This window comes from Shimia abyssi (genome assembly GCF_003014475.1).
Taxonomy (GTDB): Bacteria; Pseudomonadota; Alphaproteobacteria; order Rhodobacterales; family Rhodobacteraceae; genus Shimia; species Shimia abyssi.
In genome coordinates this window covers 127418-147471 of record NZ_PYGJ01000007.1, presented here as the reverse complement: position 1 = coordinate 147471, position 20054 = coordinate 127418, and the positions used below count along the sequence as shown (strand labels likewise).

Annotated in this window: 10 protein-coding genes; 1 reads left to right on the top strand and 9 read right to left on the bottom strand. The window is 59.6% G+C overall.

Annotated elements, in window-relative coordinates; all coding sequences use genetic code 11:
• Nucleotides 1-35: 35 nt before the first annotated feature.
• Entirely contained in the window at nt 36-551 is a 516-nt protein-coding gene (locus CLV88_RS12735; RefSeq protein ID WP_106608785.1) for a serine O-acetyltransferase, read from the top strand.
• Nucleotides 552-558: 7 nt separating this feature from the next.
• Here CLV88_RS12735 and CLV88_RS12730 read toward each other — a convergent pair whose 3' ends face one another.
• From CLV88_RS12730 to CLV88_RS12685, 9 genes are all read right to left on the bottom strand, one after another.
• Complete coding sequence (locus CLV88_RS12730) at nt 559-2049, bottom strand: hypothetical protein (protein ID WP_106608784.1); 1491 nt, start codon at nt 2047-2049, stop codon at nt 559-561.
• 163 nt (nt 2050-2212) lie between these two features.
• Nucleotides 2213-2878, bottom strand: coding sequence for a sugar transferase (locus tag CLV88_RS12725; RefSeq protein ID WP_106608823.1), 666 nt, complete (start codon nt 2876-2878; stop codon nt 2213-2215).
• Between the two features lie 687 nt (nt 2879-3565).
• On the bottom strand, nt 3566-4843 hold the full coding sequence (locus CLV88_RS12715; RefSeq protein WP_106608782.1) for a GumC family protein: 1278 nt from the start codon (nt 4841-4843) through the stop codon (nt 3566-3568).
• A gap of 74 nt (nt 4844-4917) precedes the next feature.
• Entirely contained in the window at nt 4918-5646 is a 729-nt protein-coding gene (locus CLV88_RS12710; RefSeq protein WP_165798889.1) for a 4'-phosphopantetheinyl transferase family protein, read from the bottom strand.
• The gene (locus CLV88_RS12705; RefSeq protein ID WP_243403658.1) at nt 5646-10295 is read right to left on the bottom strand and encodes a MupA/Atu3671 family FMN-dependent luciferase-like monooxygenase; all 4650 of its coding nucleotides are present in this window, start codon (nt 10293-10295) and stop codon (nt 5646-5648) included. Before CLV88_RS12705 ends, CLV88_RS12710 begins: the two co-directional genes overlap by 1 nt.
• Nucleotides 10292-11317: a glycosyltransferase gene (locus tag CLV88_RS12700; protein WP_106608780.1), complete on the bottom strand. Its 1026-nt coding sequence runs from the start codon at nt 11315-11317 to the stop codon at nt 10292-10294. Before CLV88_RS12700 ends, CLV88_RS12705 begins: the two co-directional genes overlap by 4 nt.
• The gene (locus tag CLV88_RS12695) at nt 11314-17739 is read right to left on the bottom strand and encodes a type I polyketide synthase (RefSeq protein ID WP_279338349.1); all 6426 of its coding nucleotides are present in this window, start codon (nt 17737-17739) and stop codon (nt 11314-11316) included. The genes CLV88_RS12700 and CLV88_RS12695 overlap by 4 nt, the downstream gene beginning before the upstream one ends.
• 108 nt (nt 17740-17847) lie before the next feature.
• A complete protein-coding gene (locus tag CLV88_RS12690) occupies nt 17848-19215 on the bottom strand; it encodes an oligosaccharide flippase family protein (protein WP_106608779.1) in 1368 nt (455 codons plus the stop codon).
• Nucleotides 19212-20036 (bottom strand): glycosyltransferase family 2 protein, encoded by an 825-nt coding sequence (locus CLV88_RS12685; RefSeq protein WP_106608778.1) that lies wholly within the window; start codon nt 20034-20036, stop codon nt 19212-19214. Before CLV88_RS12685 ends, CLV88_RS12690 begins: the two co-directional genes overlap by 4 nt.
• Nucleotides 20037-20054 lie beyond the last annotated feature (18 nt).

Here is a 20054-nt window from a genome sequence, read left to right as displayed (position 1 = left end):
CAGAGGTTTTGCGACAACGATTTCAGGGCAATTTGATGGCAGGGCGGCGCGTGACAGATCAACAGCAGATATCGGCAAGCACACCGGACTGGTCGCGCGAAGATGTGCGCCGCTTTTGGGATCCGGGGCCAAAACTTTTGCGATCCATCCGGCGTTATCAATCCGCGCGTGATCGTGGCGGGCTCGTGGCGCGTTTTGCGTCTAAATACTGGGTGGCAGTGCATTGGTTCTGGTCACTGGTGACGCAATCTGAACTGCACCTCAATTGTCAGATCGGCGGCGGTCTGCGCCTGCCACATCCCAACGGCATCATCGTGCATCCTAGCGCTGAGATTGGCCCCAATTGCCAGCTGATGCATCAGGTGACGCTGGCCGGTCCGGTGCAATTGGGCGGGCACGTCGATGTCGGGGCAGGGGCCAAGGTGATGGGTGCGATCCACGTCGGGGACCATGCCGAAATTGGAGCCAATGCGGTTGTGACCAAATCGGTCGCGCCGTCAGACGTGGTGGCGGGTGTACCAGCGCGTGTGATTGGTACGCGCACACAATAGGGGCCATTCACAGCACAGTGCGCTTTTTGCCCGGCATGAACGTGCGCAACGTGTTGGGTGTGCGCGCCTCTCGCCGTTGGCGTTGCAACAATTCAACATGCCCCAGCAACATCCCCGAAATAATCCACGTCACCGGCGTGAGCGTCGCGTTTGGCAAAAAGTCCAACAGATTGAAACCAAGCATCACCGCAAGTGGCGCAACAAAAGGTGAAACATCAACCAATGCAGCTTCGGTATTGGCATGGGCACCGCCGCGCATTGTATAGGTGGCACTGCGACGAGAGCGTTTTTTTGCGTCGCTGCGTTCCAACGCCAATTGGCGCCACAGCAGGAAAATGGGGAGCGACAGCAAACCGAACCGCGCGATAAAACCGACCCAGCCCCATGTCCCCAATGCAATCACCCAATACCCGTCCGACACCGACGTAATCGCCCCCGTTTTGGGGTGGTGCAGGTGGTTGCGCCCCCAGATCCCCCACCCGAACCACGGCTTTTCAGATGCCCGTTCTGACAGGATGTCTTCGTTCTCAAACCGAAAGGCCAACGAATGTGCGCGATCCGGCGATACCGCTTCTGCGCGCGCCACAAGTGCGTCTGTCGGAACCAGATCGGCCGATTTAAGCGCTGGATAAAGACAGGCAATAGCGGCAAGTACGACAGCGATCCGCATCTGCATAGTTGTGCTGAACAACATGATAACCAAACCCGCCGCCCCTGCATAAACCAATGTCGCGAGCGTTTTGCAAAGTACCAGAACAACAGCCAAGTAAAGCACCGCGATCAGGTATTTCATGCGGTTTTCGCCGTCATCCCCCCGCACGAGAACCATCGCCGCCAACAGGCACGTCAGCATGAAATAAGCCAGCCAGATCCCATGATACAGGAACACCATCGGGCGATAGCCACCGCCGCGAATGGTCTGGGAAAACAGGTGTTGGAAATACCCATACACCCAGTTGTTAAGCTGTGGACTCAGACGCACTTCCAGCAACACAGGTAGGGAATAGACCAACCCGGCGATCAACAAGGCGATCAACAGGTCGCGCTGATCCTCTCGGGTTTGCAGATAATTTCGCGCCAGCATGAAGCCGATCAGCGTAATGAACTGGTTGATCGGCTGGGCTATCGCATCCTGAAGGATCAAGCCGCGAATAAATGTTTCCGTAAAAATCAGCGGCTCTGGATTTGTGAAAACCGTCACAATTGGGGACAGCACAAAGACAAAAATCAGCACTCGCGCTGGCCAAGACTCAGGCAACAGCTTGGGTTTCAGGCCAAGCACAAAGACAATGATCAGCAGCACCGACAGATTTGGCAGCGAGGATTTGTCCAGTGCTGGCATCAATGGGAAGTCAAAATTGGCAGGCGGCGGCGGCAGCAGCAGATAAGCGCCCAGCAACGACCAGATTAGCGCCCGGCCCGGCGGCAAAGCCACAAACAGACGCCACGCGACCACGGGCCATAGCAACAGCATCAGGCTTGCAAATGCGTTGGGCATGTGGCGCGACCTTTTTACGAAACGAACCGAATAGGCACATTATAGGGCGCAATTGCAGAAGTGGGAGCCGGATTTCTGACCTGAGCCGGCATTGCAACACAAGTGCGACGGCTAGAGGTCCAGATCACGGCGCGCACGAGATCTGCGCGCCGTCCCGATTGCGTCAGACGCCGGTTCCCGCAGCGACCACAAACACCGTGCGCATCACGACTGTCAGGTCGGTGCCAAAGGACAGCGCGCGATGATAATGCGTGTCATGCAACGCCCGCTCGGCAAAGCTGCATTCGTTCCGCTCTGAAATCTGCCAAAACCCAGTGATACCGGGGCGCAGCGCGTAATAAGCCGTACCAGGATAAAGCTGGGTCTGATCTACCATCATCGGGCGCGGACCCACAACAGACATATCACCACGCAGCACATTCCAGAACTGCGGTAGCTCATCCAAGGACGATTTGCGAATGAACCGGCCGATCCTCGTGATGCGCGGATCGTTGCTCAGCTTCTGCTTTTCGTCCCATTCCCGACGTAAGTCTGGGTTGGCGCGCAGATGTGCTCGGAGTTCCTTTTCCGCATTCGGCACCATCGAACGAAGCTTGATCATGTTAAATGTCTTACCGTTTCGCCCCACGCGTTTTTGCAGGTAAAACGGAGATTTTCCATCCGCAGCAATAATCAGCGCCAGCACCGCTACAACAAATGCGACGGGCAGCGCGATGGCAACAACAAAACCGATGTCAAACACGCGTTTGACATAGCTGCGATAGAAACCTTCCCGAGGCGGCATGATCGCATACGCCTCTTCGAAATCTTTAAGCGAATAGATCGCCATTGGCGTCATCCCCAAATGCTCAAAAAGCAGCAATAGAGTCGTAGCTACTATTGGCGGCCATAGGCCAACCTGAAGGCGCCTGCATTTCTTGCAGAGGCCATTTTTTTGACTGTTCATGATAACCCTGGCAGCAGGGACATCTGCATAAGCAGTCGTAACTTCGTTTCTCCGGTGCTCCTCTCAAAGAAGCGCCCACCCAAGAACAAACATTAGACACAATTTCCGAAAAATCCACCGTATTTTTACGGTGACTTTGCGTAACATATTGAAAAATAACAATTAACCATGTGTCAATTTTTTGTCAAAGAATAGAAGGTGTTCAAAGAAGCCGTTAATGTTGGTTTTACTGATCTGTATCTGGAAATAGTGTTATCACCACGGCTCCGATTGTTTCTACTCCATGCGGCTGACCAGTTTCGGCACTAACATGTATCGGCTAATGATTCGGTGAAAAGAGGTCGCTAAATCGCGAATTGAGGCCGAATTGTGGCGTCGATTTGGCGCTGATTTGGACCGAGAGAATTTTTTCGCCATGAATGACCTGAATATTCGATCCATGAATCAGCCAATTTGCCGAATTCTTGATGAGCCTTTGGCGGCGGCGCTGTGTCGCCTCCCGCCTAAATGGCAGGCACGCGCACACAAAGATCACGGCGCCACGAAACAGCCGCGCAGCCCAGAATGTCCTCAGCGAGCGAACTTAAAGATGACGCCCACCAGTGCAGTAAACCCGGCGGCCAGCGCGGCCAGTGAAAACCCAGAACGCACCAGACGGGATTTCCGCTCTCGTTTTTGCTCGATCACCGGAATGGCGACAACCGCGCGCATACCCAGCTGTCGTTCGAACTGAGATCGCGTCCAGATCACGGGGCTGCGCAGTTCCGCCAAGAACACCAGTGTCAGTGCTACAACGGCGCTCATCAACCCGCCCATGCCCAGTACCCGCTTGCGCGATGGCGCAATAGGCCAATCGGGTGGCAACGCCTTTTCCAACACCGCAAAACTATCGACCTGGCTGCTTGTTTCCAGCATGTGGTTCATTTCGGCCTCAGCCTTGCCCACGGTGATCGCGGCAAACTGGTCTTCCAGCTTCTGCAACTGGCGTTGCAGGCGATTGTATTGCTGCTCAACACGCGGCGAGTCCGCAATAGCCTGTCTGATTTCCGCGATCTCAAGCCGGTACAGCTCGCGCTCTTCCTGAAGACGGCGTACCTGCTGCGCGCGTACCGACGTATTGTTGCTGCCGCGACCGTCTTGAATCGATACTATCTCGCGCTGTAATTCCAGCTCGATCTGCTGCAAATCGGCGACTCGCGTGCGCAGAATCTCGACTCCGCCGGGCAGTAGCTCGGCGTTTTCCTGTTTGAACTCGGCAATCTCGTCTTCAAGGATCGCAATTGAATTCAAAATGCGGCGCTCCTCGCTTTCAAAGAAGTTCAGCGTCTCGCGCACTCGCGCAGAGCTGCGCATTTCGTCTTGTTCCAGCACGTTGTTGACCAGTTCATTGGCCACATTTGCCGCCAACACAGGGTCGTTCATCCGAACCGTGACCAACAACGCCGACGGGGAAATGTCCTGCCGCCAGCGGAAATCGGGGTTGGTGATGTGTCTCACACGTGACGCCTCGCGCAACAGCCCTACTTTCTGCGTATCGGACAGTCCCGGCGCATCTGCATAGAGCGCAAACTTGTCAATGATCGCCAACAGATTGTCCCGTGCCATCACACGTTGTTCGATGATCTGCAACTTTTGCAGCATCGCCGCATTCAGCGCCCCGGCCGAGGTATCGCTGGTTTGAATGGGCGGCTGTTCAATCTGGATCGTGGCAGACGTTTCAAATTGCTGCGGCAATTGCAGCACGTAGTACAAAGAGATGAGCACGCCGACACAAATGACCGACGCCCACAGAAGAAACCTTCTGCGCAGCATGCCTAGCAATTCGGCAAGTGTCTGGATCTTGTCCATACCCGGTCCTCAAACGACGTTGGCGCGACTCGTTATATGCGCTCTGTTCACCTTAATGTGGCGAGTGAATGTGGTTATCCAATGGCTGAAACGGGGAAATCCGCGTTTTGTGATCCTGCCTGCGCACCCAATGCGACCACCGCCAGAACATGGCCTGCCACCGCGCCAACACGCCCTGACACCACGTTGCCTGCCCGGATCGCGCCAATATGATGGCGAAATGTGGCGACAAACCGGTTGTCTTGTGCATTTAGCTGCACTTCGACCGCGTCAAACCCAAACAGCAGCCGCGTTACCGGGAATTGCGCCTTATAGACCGCTTCCTTGGCGCAGAAAATCCGACGCGCCAATCGATACCGTTCATTTGCGGGTTGCGCTTCTAACCAAGCACGTTCAGCCGGAACACAGATTTCCGGCAGCAGATCCTCTGGCAAGGGCGCGTCGGGTTCGACATCCACACCCAGCCCGCGAAATTGACCTGACAAGGCCACCATCGCGACACAGCTTGTGGCGTCATGGCTAATTGTGCCGGTTAACCCAACGGGCCATTGTGGAGCGCGGTTTGCTCCACCGGGCACCGCTTGGGCGTCCAGCCCCAATGCGTTCATCGCGCGCCGCGCCGCGTCACGCCCCGCAGCAAACTCGCGTCTGCGCGCCGGGACTGCGCGCGCAATAGTCAACGCCTCTTGTGGCCAAACCGGCGGCGCGGGGCGCGTGGGATCGCTCACGGCAACCCCCACATCCTGTGGCGCCCAGCTTTGGGCTTGGTTTTCCAATACGGTCAGGTGATTGGCTGATGTCATCATTGGGCCCCTGCACGACGCCGCGCGCGCATGGCACGACGTTTAGACATTGTTTCGGCGCGGCTCGATGCACGTTCTGCAACGTCCTCGGCAGACGCCGTTTCGGGTGCATCACCAGATTTCCCACCGCCTGTCAGCTCTTGCAAACGCGAAGTCAGCGCACCCAGCACCGGATAACGGAATATATCAGTAATCGAAAGCCCGCTGGCCGCCGTGCGTTCGCGCAAGGCCCGGTGCGCCTGCACCGCCAAGAGCGAATGCCCGCCAAGGTCAAAGAAATTGTCTGTCCCCGAGACCTGCGCCACGCCCAGAACCTCGGCCCAGACATCCGCCACCACCTGTGCCAGATCGCTATCGGTTCCGCTCTCAACAACCACCGCTGCCGGTTCTGGCGCGGCTTTGCTCAGCTTGCGCGTTGCCTCCGGTGCAGGCAGTGCCTTGCGGTCGACCTTTTTGTTCGGTGTTAACGGGAAGTCGGCCAATGTCACATAATGTTGTGGCCGCATGAATTCTGGCAGGGTCTCGCGCAGGGCTGCGCGAATATCGGTGTCACCCGGCACAGCATTACCGCGCAGATACGCCACAAGGCGCACATCACCCGGCGTATCCTCACGCGGCAAAACAACCGCCTGATCAATCCCGACCAGCTCTTCGAGCCGCGTCTCGATCTCGCCCAGCTCAATACGATAGCCGCGCAGTTTGACCTGATGGTCTGCCCGACCCAGAAAATCCAGCCGCCCATCATCGCGCCAACGCACCAGATCACCGGTGCGATACATGCGCCCTTCACCAAACGGGTTCTCGACAAACCGTTCCGCCGTCAACGCCTCGCGCCGCCAATAGCCGCGTGTCACGCCTGCGCCACCAATGAACAGCTCTCCGGGTACACCCACGGGCACCGGTGCGCCCGCCTCGTTCAGCACATAAAGCTGTGTGTTGGCGATCGGCGCACCAATATTGGCCACACCCTCGCTGGCCTCTGCCATCGCAGTAGAGGACCAGATTGTCGTCTCGGTTGGCCCGTACATATTCTGCACATCGGCCCGGGTCGCCGCGTTCAGGTCCGCGACCAACGCACCGGGCAGCGCCTCGCCCCCGACCATCAGGTGTTTTACACCCTGCAACGCAAACCGCGCCTCGTCATTCATCGCAATCATGCGCGCCATTGACGGGGTGCATTGCAGATGGCTCACCTCGTGGCGCAGCATCTGCGCCGCAATCGACGTATCCTCGGGGTCCAGCTCTCCGCCCTCATTTGTGCGCCGCAACACCTCGGCCAAGGGCCGCAGCCCCTGCAACACCGTGTTCGTGTCGATGCCATAGTCGATCAGACAGGCAATCTCGGTCACGCCAATGCGTTTGACCTGTTCCACCCGATCCAGCGCGTCCTCAACCGTGCCAAACAGTCCGCTTTCTTCGAAATATCGCAGGAACGCGAAATCTAGAATCTCTTCCAGCTCGTCTTCTGACAATATCCCCAGATCCAACTCAAACGCGTTCTTCACCCCTTCAGGTTTCTTGAACGCCGGAAAGGCCCAGGCATAAGATTTGATCAACCCGGCGGCGGAGCGCAGGTAATCCTTCATCGGTTCCCGCGCGATCTCGCGCGCGGTGTCGCGATCTTCCGCCAGAAATGAATGCAGCATCAATGTTACGGTGAAATCATCCGGGTCATGTCCCGCCTCGCGCAGCGCATCGTGATACAGCGCAATCTTTGCACCCACCTCTTCAACACTCTGGCCCAGCAAGTGGGTCAGCACATTGCACCCGTTGCTGCCCGCGTCTTTCCATGTCTGGGGGTTGCCCGCTGTTGTCACCCACAGTGGTAGCTCTTTGGACACCGGGCGCGGTTGCGTAAGTACGGAATGCATCGAGCCTTCCTTGCGCGCAAATTCCACCTCTTCCCCGCGCCACAGCTTGCGCAGATCGGCCATCTGCTCAAACATCACATCCCGATTCCGGGGCGGCGTATTCTCCGGGCGCAGCACAAAATCATCCGGCTGCCATCCACTGGCAATCGCCAGCCCGGCGCGCCCATTGGTCAGGTTGTCGATCACCGCCCATTCCTCGGCGATGCGCGCAGTGTGGTGTAGCGGGGCCACACAAGACCCGGCACGCACACCGATCTGTTTGGTGACCGCCGCCACCGCCGCGCCCGTCACCGATGGGTTAGGGTAGGGGCCGCCAAAGGCATGGAAATGCCGCTCGGGTGTCCAGACCGCACAGAAACCATGCTCGTCGGCAAATTTCGCGCCCTCCAGCAAGGTCTCGTATTTCTTGGAGCCGTGCCCGTCATCGTTGCCCCAATAATAGATCGAAAACTCCATCCCACCGCTTGCCGCAGGCAGGCGGCCGTTGGAAATCTGGGTCGAGGTTTCGTCGCCGGACAGCACAAGCTTGAACCCACGCGCCAGCGTCCAGAACAGCTCCAGCACCGAAATATCAAAGCTCAGCGACGTGACCGCCAGCCATGTATCGCCGGGCGCATGGTCAATACGCGCGTCCATGCCGGCAAAGAAATTGGCCACATTGCCATGTTCTACCATCACCCCTTTGGGTGTGCCGGTCGATCCACTGGTGTAAATCAGATAAGCCAGATCGCCCCCCGCCGACACCGGCGCGGGGGTGTCATCTGGTGCTGCGCTCAGGCGGGTGTCTGTGTCCAGCTCCAACACCTGCGCCTGAGCGTCAGGCAGCGCCTTGGCCAGCGCCGCCTGCGTGACGATCACGCCACAACCGGAATCTTTGATGTAATGAGCAATCCGATCCTCTGGATAGGCCGGATCCAGCGGCACATATGCTCCGCCCGCCTTAAGGATCGCCAGCGCGCCAACAACCAGATTTGTTGAGCGTCGCAGCGACAATCCAACCAGCGATCCGCGCGTCACACCCATGTCCCGCAGCACATGTGCCGCGCGATTGGCCCGCGCATTCAGCTCAGCATAACTCAGAACCTCATGTTCAAACACCAGCGCCGGCGCGTCGGGCGTTTTTGCCACTTGCGCCTCAAACTGGGCCTGCATAGTGAAATCTGGGTCAAACGCCGCCTCGGTGGCGTTCCATGCCTCAAGTATCTCTATACGCTCCGCATCCGACAGGATCGGCAGCGTTCCGGCATCGGCCTCGTCCCGCATGGCACCGGCCAGTAACTCCAGCCGCGTTGTCAGCCGCGCGGCATGGTCTTGGGATACTCGCGCCGCATCAAAATGCAAAACACATCCCGACGCAGTGATCTCAAAACACAGCGCTGCGCCCTCGATCACACCATCATGGCTGACCGCGATATCGGGCAGGACAGGGGCAGAAAGCTTGGGATCACGCGCCACCAGATCGCGGGCAAAACTACCCTTTCGGGTGCAGCTCATCGCCTCTTGCGAGATCTCTTCGCGGGCTGACCGCACCGTCCCATGCAGAATTTCGGCCCCAATGCGCAGCGGCACCCAATCGTTCAGATACCCCGCAGCCTTGGGCATTTCGGCGCTTCGAAACGCGATATCACACCGTTCCGGCGCGCCCGAACGCAAAGCCCAGAGGGCCAGTGCCGTCATCGCGTCCGCGCCCGCAAGGGTTACATCCCTGCGCCGCATGTCCGGCAAATCTCCGGTCGCACGCACCAATGGCAGGCTTGCAGGCACATAGCTTTGCAACCGTTTGCGCCAAAACGCTTCTGCCTCGGCGGCCTGCGTCATCACCATGCGCAATGCATCTGCCGCCGCACGATCCGTCATTGGCAGACGCTCGCCCACCCGGATCACCTGCGCAGGCGTTTCTGTCGCACCATCGGTGTCGCTCAACCCCGTCAAAACCACCGCGCCGCGCCCACAGGCGATAGTCACGCTGTCATCACTCACACCCAACACCGCGCCCGGCTCTCCGCGCCCGGCACTTTCGGCCAGCTCCGCGCCATGCACCAGCAAAACCCTGCCGCCCGCGACCAGCTTGGGTGCGGTGATCGGGTTGAAATATTCGCCGTGATCCAGCGCGCGCACCAGCGCGACCACCTCTTGCGCGTCACAGCGGAAATCCAGCCGCCCCGCAGCAGCAGGCATAGATCCGCGCCCAAAGTAACTGCGCTGCGACATGTCCTGCGCGCGCCGCGCTGGCAACCCATCTGCCAGGGCCTGAATGACCTCGGGAAAGCTCTCGATCGCGGCAGCGTAACACTTGGTGTTCAGCGTCAGCGCCGTATCGGCTTGGCTAACGTCAAACATACGCTGCACCAGAATGTCGCCTGTATCCGCCCCAGCCTCGATCATGTGCCACGTGATGCCATGGCGCGGTTCCTGTGCAACCCGCGCCCATACCGGTGCATTCAACCCGGCATAACGCGGCAACGGCCCGTCATGGAAATTCACCGCACCCTTCTGCGGCAGGGCCAAAACGGCCTCGTCCAGCATGTCCAGATTGGCCACCGACATCAGCCAGTCAAATGCCACATCGCGCAATTCACCAACCAGATCCGCGTCCGAAGACACGACGCGCAAACCAGCATCCGTTGCCCAATCGGCAATCTCAGGCGCGCGCGTTACCACCGCGCCGATCCCACCGCCTGTATCGCGCCACAGGGTGGCACACTGGATCAATAGGCTCTCATTGCCGATGAAAACGGCGTTCATCGGGGCGTTTGCGGAAATTGTATCTAGGCTCATAGCATTTCTCCCCCCGAGGCGGGCTCGGCTGAAAACGGAAACTTGGGTATCCTGTTACGTTCGCGCGTTTGGGATTTGAGAGAGAACTTGAAATAATGCGTAATCAGGTCCCGCAGGAACCATGCCGGATCGCGTTTTGGCTTGCGCCCGATCACGCGGCGCAATCGCCAAAGCAGGGCACCGGCCACATGGGCCAGCGTCGCAACACCGGCATAAAGGCCGCCGTGATTGCGCCGGAAAAAGTAGAGACGGCTGTCGAACCAATAGCTCGGCATCCGGGTCCAGGTTTTCATACCGGTAGAAACCGAGCCAATATGCGTGACTTCGCTATGGCGTACATAATCGGTGGTCCACCCGGCGCGCGCGGCGCGCAGGCACAGATCGGTTTCCTCGAAATAGAGAAAGAAAGTTTCGTCAAACAGCCCAATCTCGGCGAGCACTTCGCGCCGGATCATCATTGACGCGCCTGCCAGCCAATCGACTTGCGTTGTTTTGTCAGGGATCGGCAATGGAACGATGTGTTTCTCCAGCATCTTGCTGACCGCCCCCACGCGCGCCGCCCCTTCCAGCTCGCCCCAGATTGACGGAAAGCGGAACGCAGTCAGGTGTGGATCGCCGTCTGGCCCATGGATATAACTGCCCGCCAACCCGGTTTTGGGGTTGGCCTGCATGTGGTCCAGCAAGGCAGAGACGCTGCCTGCGTCAGGAAAAGCGTCAGAGTTCAGGATATAGACATAGTCATAGGCATGTTCCTCCATGCCGTAGCGAATGCCAAAATTATTTCCGGCACCAAAGCCGCCATTGTGGCCCGACTGGATCACTTCGATCCGCTCATGCGGCCATTCAGGGCGCAACAATTCCTGTTGGATGGCCTCAAACGAACCGTCGCCGCTGTCATTGTCGACGATCACGACATGCCCGTCGATATCCTTCATCTCGCGCAAGGCCGCCTCGGCCGACTGAAGTGTCATTTCGGGCGTCCTGAAGTTCAGGATAATGGTCAAAAGACTGGGAACAGTCATTCTGCGGCCTCCTTGTGATCTCGTGGTGGCGCGGATTTTTCCGCCGCCTCGATCACTCGTTTCATCCGTGTTGCCAACACACGTACATTCGGTTCCAAAACCATGCTGTCATGGTCGCCAGGAACCTCGAACACGCGCACATCTGGCACCAGTGTGCCCCAATCATTGTCGTGAAAGACATAGGCCCGGTCTTTGTCCACCAGACGCCCGTCACCCATGTCCCACTTGCCCGCAAGCGGTGGGCGGAACAGCACCAGGTTGCCTTGCCAACCCTGAATGGGATAGTCCGCTACAGCGCGCAGGAACGCGGCCTCAATCTCGGCGTCGTGGAATTGCTGGCCTTGAGACTCTTGCGCTGTCTCTTCTGGCGCGCGGCGTTTTTCCATCTCCCAGGCGATCCGGTTTCTGGCCCAGATCACTGGATAGGCAGGCCCCTTGGCCTTGACCTCTTGCAGCTGAATGCGCATCCGGTCACCCCGGCTAAGCGGGCGGCGCACAGGCAAAGGTGTGTCCAGCATGGCCACCAGCGACACGGTCTCGCCCGCCGTCTCCAACTGTCGCGCGATCTCATAGGCGGTGATCCCGCCACCCGAAAAGCCGCCCAACAGATAGGGGCCATGCGGCTGGACCTGTCGCATCTCGGCAATGTAATCCGTTGCGGCCTGCACCAGATCATCATGTGGCACGTCTTCGCCAAACAGCCCGCGCGCCTGAAGGCCGTAGAATGGACGATCCGCGCCGATCAGATGCGCTAGATGGCGCAGGTTCAACACATTGCCAAACATCCCGGCGACAAGGAAGAATGGCGTCTTGTTGCCGCCTTCGCCCTGATGCATCGGCACCAGATGGGTGAACCGCCGTGCCGGGGGCACCTCTTCGGTCGCGGTCGCGCCCTCTTCGGCGCTTTCGGCCTGCGGCCCCAGCCGCTCAGAGATCATGGCGGCGCATTTTTCAACCGTTGGTGCCTCAAACAGCACCGAAATCGGGAACTCGATCCGCCATGCCTTTTTGACCATCGCAAACAGACGCACCGCGATCAGGGAATGCCCGCCAAGGTCAAAGAAACTATCGCGAATGCCCACCTTGTCGACACCCAGCAAATCCTGCCAGAACCCGGCCAGAGTGCGCTCGACATCATTTGTCGGCTCGACATAATCCGTGTCCAGCTCGGGCCGCTCAAACGCCTGCCCATCGCCCTTGTCTTCGGACACACCGGCCTTGGCCTGTGCGATCATCGATGGCAGGTTGAGCGACGAAATCACCACCTGCGCCCCGTTCCAGCGCAGCGCATGTTCGAACATCTCTGCGCCCTGCTTCGGCGGAATACCTTGTGACAGGTTATGCGCCAGTCGCTCCTCTGCTGCGGACAGCGGGGCCTGATCACTTGCGGCGTCATCAAATGTCACTTCAGACACGCGCAGCGGCTGTGCCCGCGCAAAGCCCGCCGCTGTTTCCACTTGCCGGATCGACAGCCCTTCGACTTCGCAACATACGCGACCGTCTGGAGTGGCAATTGTCACATCAAACCGTGCCATGCCGTCGTCGGCATTGCCCGCGGCCAGCCGTACATGGCTGTGTACCTCCGCTGGCAACGGCGCCAACATGCGCAACCGATCATAGCCCACCGGCACCCACAGATGTTCCTGCCCATAGCCGGGTATCAGCGACATCGCCCACCCAGTGGCAATGTCCATCAAACCGGGGTGCAACACACAGCTGTCTTCAGCGAACGTTTCATCCAGCTCAAGCCGGGCAACACCTTCGCCCGCGCCGATCGCCGTGCCGCGCAGCACTTTCCAGCGTGGGCCAAACTGCAAATGCGCCTCTTGCGGCGACACCAGCGCCGCACCACAACCACATTGCGTCTCCTCGCATCGCGCCTTGGCCGCGTCAAAATCAAACGCATCACTTTGCGCATCCGGCACCGGGATCAGCCGCGCCTCAGCGTGCAATTGCCACCCTTCGCGCCCTTCAAACAGGCACGCACTCTGGACTTCCAGCCGATAGCCTTCGGCGCTGCGGATCAATCGCACACGCAGGTCGCGCGTCACGCCGTCATCCAGTTGCAAAGGCCGCAGGAACAGCAAATCGCGCATCTCAAACGGCCAGGTCTCGCCCTGTACCGCAAGTGCCTCGAACGCCAGCTCGACATAACCCGTGCCCGGCATCACCGCCTGACCATCACCGGTGCGATGCTGGTCCAGAACCCAGCGACTGGTGTCGTAGGTCGCCGTAAACACCCGGTTGCCTTGCGCGTCAAATCCAGCCGCATCCAGCAACGGCGCGTCCAGCTTTTCAAACACCAGCTGGGGTATATCCCCGCGCCGCGCTGCCACGGCCTCGGCCGCCATGCCAACCTCGGCCCACAGGCCCCAGTTGATGGCCAAAACCCGCGTCTTGCCGCCCGCCTTGGCCTGCGCATACGCGTTCAGATAGGCGTTCGCGGCCACATAATCGATCTGCCCCGCAGGCGCCCTCGCGGTCGAGCAGGACGCAAACAACACCAGCCAATCAAGGCTGCCATCAGGGAACAGCGTCTCCAACACCTGCACACCGTGCAGTTTTGGGGCCAACACGTCGTCAATCCCGGCGCTTGTCTTGGCCAGCAGCGGGCCGTCATCAATCACACCAGCGGCATGGATCACTCCGTTGATCGCTCCAAACCGCGCCGTTGCGTCCGCCACGGCCTCCTGCATCTCGTCCAGGTTGCAGACATCCGCCGCCAAACACAGCACGTCGCCACCAAGACTCTCCAGCCGTTCTACTGCGCGAATGCGCTGCGCGGTGCGATCCATTGGCCCATGTCCGCGCAGGAAATCGGCCCAGCTCTCGCGGTCGGGCAATCCATCGCGCGACACCAGCACCACATTGGCCCCGGCATCGCGGATCATCCGTTCGGCCAGTGTCAGGCCTATACCGCCAAAGCCGCCGGTGATGAAATACGTCCCGCCCTGTTGCCAGACCGGTGTGTCCCGCGCGTCCATCGCCACCTTGCGATAGCCACGCTCAAACCGTTTCTCACCTCGCCAAGCGCCGATTAAATCCCTTGGCGCGGCCATCACGTCTTCCAACAGACGCAACGCCAATGCCCCATGCCCTTTGCGGGCAGGCGGCTCAACATCCAGCAATGAACAGGTCACACCCGGTAATTCGCGCGGGATCACCTGCACCGCGCCCAGAACAGTCGCCTTTTCGGGATAGGGCAACGCCTCGCCGCGCACCTGCACCGCGCCTGAACTGACCACCGTCAAATGCAACGGGCGCGGCAGGTTTTCGTCACTCACCGCTTGGGCCAGGAAAAACAGGCTCATCAGCCCCTGTTCCTGATTGCGATGGAAAAAGCTGGATCCGGGGCGGTGGCTCTCGCTCTCGGTCAACAGCCACATATGCACGATCCGGTCCGGCACACGCCCGTGCCCCACCAGCTCTTGCATCAACGCGTCATAGCCATCCCGCCCGCGTTCCGGAGCCAGCACATAGGCGTCCGGCCCGGTCTGGGCAAAGGCGTCCCCGGTGGTGACAGTGACAACATCCTGCCCCGCACCGCGCAAACGTTCGGCCAGCGCGGCACCCGTGCCGCCCTCATCCACAAAAATCAACCAACAGTGTTTTTCAACACTGCCCAGCTCGTGTTCGACGTCAATTTCACACTCGGCCAGCTTGGGTGTCCAGGCCGGGGCATAGGTCCAGTCGCCCATGTCCTCCAACCGCATTAATGCCGTGTCAGGCGCATCCGCCTGCGCCACGCCCGGCTCTATGAAATAGCGTGATCGCTGAAACGCGTAAGACGGCAGAACAACCCGTTGACGCGGCACGCCGCCCCAATATTGTTCGAAATCCACGTCCACACCACAGGCCCACAACTGGCCCAACACGGTCAGGAAATAGGCGTCATCAGCGATCTGGTCGTCCGGGTGGCGTAAGGCGGACAAGACCTTATCCGCCTTCACCTGACCATGCATTTTGACCAAGGAAGACAACGCTTTGCCGGGGCCAACTTCCAGATACACCCGCGCATTTTCCTGTGCGAGCGTTGTGATCCCATCGGCAAAAAACACCGTGTTGCGCAGGTGCTGAACCCAGTACTCAGGGTCCGTTGCCTCACCCGCCAACAGCGCCGCACCGGTGCGGTTTGAAATGATCGGCAGGCTTGGCGCATTCAATGTGATCGCGCGCAGATAGTCACCAAACCGGGTCAAAATCGGCTCTAACATGCGCGAATGGGCAGCAATGTTGATTGGCACACGCTGTGTGTCAATCTCGTCCGCCGCCAGCCGCGCAACAAGATCATCGAGCGCCGCGTCTGGTCCTGAAATCACCGTCAAAGCTGGCGCATTGACCGAGGCAATATCGTGATCCTCGCCCAGATAGGTCTCAATCTCGGCCAGTGGCAGCGGCACGCTCAGCATGCCCCCCGCAGGTACTGTATCAAACAATTGCCCGCGCAGTTGCACCAGCCCTAGGCAGTCCTCGAACGACATTACACCGGCCAGACAGGCAGCGGTGTTTTCGCCCATGGAATGCCCGATCAGCGCGCCGGGTTTCACACCCCAGCTGATCCACAGCTGAGCCAGCGCATATTCGACCATCATGATCAGCGGCAATTGCAGCGACGGGCGGCGCAGCCGCTCCTCGGCCTCTGCCGAGTCCTCCTCGCCCTGTGCCAGCCACAAGCGTCGCAATTCTTCGCCACCCTTGCCCGCCAGCACGTCAAAGCCGCGATCCATCCAGTCCTGAAACACCGGCTCGGTCTCGTAAAGATCACGCCCCATGCCCACATATTGCGCTCCGCCGCCGGGGAACATGAACACGACTTCTGGGTTTTCGGTATCCGCAGCATGGTTGAATACGCGACGCGGATTGCCGCTCTCCAGCAGCTCAGCCGCCTGTTCATGGCTCTCGGCCACAACAACGCGGCGCTTTTCAAACGCGCGCCGCCCGTTCAGTAGCGTATGCGCCACATCCTCGAGCGATTGCTCTGGATGGGTGCGCAGATGTTGCGCAAGGCGGGCCGCATTCGCGTCCAACGCCTTGGTGGACCGGCCCGAGACCACGAGCAGTTGGAAAGGCCAGTCCGATTGTTCTGATGCAGGGCGGGCAGGGGCCTCCTCAACGACCACATGCGCGTTTGTGCCCCCCACACCCAATGAATTCACACCCGCCCGACGCGGCCCGCTATGGCTGACCCAGTCGGTCAGCTGGTCATTGACGCGAAACGGGCTGGTCTCAAAGTCGATGGCGGGGTTGGGGGCCTCATAGCCCAATGTTGGCGGCATCTGCCCATGGTGCAGCGCCAGCGATGTCTTGATCAGGCTCGCCGCCCCGGCAGCTGTGTCCAGATGGCCAATGTTGGTTTTGACTGATCCAATCCGGCAAAACCCGGTGGCCTCTGTCGTCTCACGAAACGCTTCGCTCAGCGCGGCCACCTCAATCGGATCGCCCAGGTAGGTGCCGGTGCCGTGGCATTCCACGTAATCCACGGTGTCCGCCGTCACATCCGCAATCGCCAGCGCATCGGCCACCGCTGCCGCCTGTCCATCCACCGACGGCGCGAGGTATCCGGCCTTGGCCGAGCCGTCATTGTTCACCGCTGATCCCTTGATCACCGCCCAAATGTGATCGCCATCGGCAATCGCATCTGCCAGTCGGCGCAGCACAACCACACCCGCGCCCGATCCAAACACCGTGCCCTGCGCGCGATGGTCAAACGCGTGGCAATGCCCGTCCGGCGACAGGATTTCGCCCTCTTCGAACACATAACCGCGCCCATGCGGCAGCTCGATTGTCACGCCCCCCGCCAACGCCATGTCGCATTCGCCGTTCAGAATCGCCTGGGCGGCGTAATGCACCGCCACCAGTGACGTTGAACAGGCCGTCTGTAACCCCAGACTGGGCCCCTTGAGGTCCAGAAAATGGCTCAGCCGGGTCGACAGGAAATCCTTGTCATTGCCGGTGTGGCGCAACAGGAACATGCCCGTGCTGTCCACCAGATCGCGGTTCGAACAGATATTGAAATAGAAATAGCTGCCCATGCCGCAGCCCGCAAAAACTCCTATCGGCCCTTTGAAATGCTCGGGCATATGCCCTGCATTCTCCAGCGCCTCCCAGCTCACTTCCAGAAACTGGCGGTGCTGCGGGTCCATGATCGCCGCTTCCTTGGGGGACAGCCCAAAGAAATCAGCATCAAAATCGGCAAACCCGTCCAGCATGGCAGCGGCGGGCACATAATTGCGGTGTTTCATCCGGGCCAGGCTCTCGCCATTGGCCTCCAGAGTCGCGTCATCCAACCGGGTGATGGATTCGATCCCATCGCGCAGATTTGCCCAATAGGCATCAATCCCCGTCGCACCGGGCAAGTGGGCGGCCATGCCCACAATTGCAATATCTGTGTCGTTTACCGTCGTACCCACCGGATCACTCACCGCCAAACACCCGCTCTCAATATGCCATCAAAACGTTGCAGGATGGACTCCTGCTATACTTTCATCCCTTCCACGATACGTTTGGAACCGTGCGCCACAAAGGTAGAATCAAGGCAAATTGAGGGCGGATAGGGCTAAAATCGCGCTCCAGTTGAGCCACAATGATACAGTTGCAATCAATGCGCCTGTCGCCCAGAAAACCCCGTCGTGGCGCAGATCCCACGCGCCGTGCCGTTTTGCCAGTTGCACCAGCGGCAAATAAGCAAGGATCATACCAATGCCTTGGCCAACCAGCGCCCCGGTCAACCCCGCTTGATCCGCGCCAATCAACAGCCCCGCCATCATCAAAGCGGCCCGAATGGTTGTGACCACAAAAAAACCGCGCGAATCCCCGGCAGCAAGCGCAGCGTGATCATAGGTCAGCGTCACCATCTGCGGGATCGAAACAATCGCCAACAGCGCAACAACACCCCCCGCCAGCGCATAGCGCGGATCATAAAGCACCGACACCAGCCAAACACCCAGCACCGCAAACACAACCAGCAACCCAAACAAACCCACCGACAACATCATGCGCAACCGATGGATCGCTTCAAAGTTCTCGCGACTCTCCTTAGGGGGCTTTTCGCGGTAGACCGGGATCATGACCTTGCGGGCCACCATCCCACCCAGCAACACCGGGAACGAGGCCAGAAAGAACCCGATATTGTAAATCCCCAGCGCCTTCAGGCTCAGGTATTTGCCCAGCACAATCTTGTCCCCTTGGCTCAGCAAGAACCCAGCGGCGGTGGACAGGAAAATCCATTTGCCAAAATGCACCAGCTCGCTCACGGCGGGCTTTTCCCACATGGGGCGATTGATCGGGCCGGGCAGGCAGAACACGATCAGCAACAGGTGCACCAGGTTGGCCGCCACCGCGCTGGCCACCAGCGCCCAGACCGATCCTGTCACCCATGCGACTCCCACACCGACAACCAGACCACTCATTTGTGCGCTCAGGTCGATGGCTGTCATTCGCCCCAACACCAGTTTGCGGTTGGCAGTGTCACGTTTGGTCGGGATCAGCCCCATGATAAACAGGGTCAGCCCCACAACAGGCAGCAACTCGCGCAGCTCTGGCGCGTCGTAGAATGCCGCCACGGGTGCGGCCAGCAGCACCGTGCCGACCCACATCAGCGCGCCCCGGATCACTTGCAGCGTCCAGGCCGTATCCAGAAACGCGCGCTCCTCGCCGCGTTTGGATTGCAGGATCGACTGCGTAATGCCCAGATCGGTCACATTGGTCAGCCCTTGCAGGAATACCCACACAAGGCTCATCAACCCAAATGCCTCGGGGAACAACAGCCGCGTCAGGATCAGGTTCGACATCAGGCGAATGGCCTGCCCGCCGCCATAGCCCAGCACGGTCAGCGCCGAACTGCGCATCGCGCGTTCCGCCAGATTCTGACCGTGCAAAAGTGCACGCAACCGGCTCATCGTCCGCGCTCCCATCCTGATCCCCGGTTCGGGGACAATTTCACAATCAACGCCACGCCGGCATATACCAAAAAACCAACCGGATCGCGCACCGCCAGCCCCAGTACCCCCGCTGGCCCAAGCCCGACCTTGTCGTCATTGGCCTGCAACGCCGGATAAAGCCGGTTCAACTCGTCCACGCCAGCATTTTGCCGCCGCCTTACGCGCACCAGCGGGCCAAACCCCTCGACCAGCGGCCAGTCGTAGCCCGCCGCCACGCCAACGCGTTCCTCAGGGGCAAAGCTCAGTCGTACAAAGGTGTCATCCGAAATAATTTCGGGAAACGCGCCCCATCGTGCACGCCCTGCTGCATTTACGGCAAATAACCCCGCACCCGGCACCCCATTGGTGACAAATGGCACCCGCGCATAAATGCGCCCATAGGCGCGTGTGGCCCAGCTCTGTGCGCGCGCCAAACGCAATTGCCCGCTGGCGTAACGCGGCGCCTCTGTGTCCAGTGTGCCCGCAATCTGCGCCATCAAATCCGCATCTACCAAGACATCTGCATCCAGATAGGCCCGCATGGGCCACCTTGCAGCCGTGTCTCCGGCATTCAGAGCGCCCATCTTGCCCACGGCAGGCATATCCAGAACCGTCAGGGACCAACCCCTACTCTGCGTCGTCGCCTGAAACCCCTGTGCAATTGCCACCGTTTCGTCATCGCATCCATTGGCGGCCACGACGATCTGGGCCTCTGCCGGCCCGTCTGAGGCCAGCACAGCCGAAAGGCACGCGCCAATATGCGCGGCTTCGTTATTGGCCGGGATGATAATGCTGATCACGTGTGCTCTGCCTTGCCG

Coding starts and splice junctions, on each gene's coding strand:
- CLV88_RS12735 (WP_106608785.1), top strand. CDS start 36: ATGGCAGGGCGGCGCGTGACAGATCAACAGCAGATATCGGCAAGCACA.
- CLV88_RS12730 (WP_106608784.1), bottom strand. CDS start 2,049: ATGCCCAACGCATTTGCAAGCCTGATGCTGTTGCTATGGCCCGTGGTC.
- CLV88_RS12725 (WP_106608823.1), bottom strand. CDS start 2,878: ATGGCGATCTATTCGCTTAAAGATTTCGAAGAGGCGTATGCGATCATG.
- CLV88_RS12715 (WP_106608782.1), bottom strand. CDS start 4,843: ATGGACAAGATCCAGACACTTGCCGAATTGCTAGGCATGCTGCGCAGA.
- CLV88_RS12710 (WP_165798889.1), bottom strand. CDS start 5,646: ATGACATCAGCCAATCACCTGACCGTATTGGAAAACCAAGCCCAAAGC.
- CLV88_RS12705 (WP_243403658.1), bottom strand. CDS start 10,295: ATGAGCCTAGATACAATTTCCGCAAACGCCCCGATGAACGCCGTTTTC.
- CLV88_RS12700 (WP_106608780.1), bottom strand. CDS start 11,317: ATGACTGTTCCCAGTCTTTTGACCATTATCCTGAACTTCAGGACGCCC.
- CLV88_RS12690 (WP_106608779.1), bottom strand. CDS start 19,215: ATGAGCCGGTTGCGTGCACTTTTGCACGGTCAGAATCTGGCGGAACGC.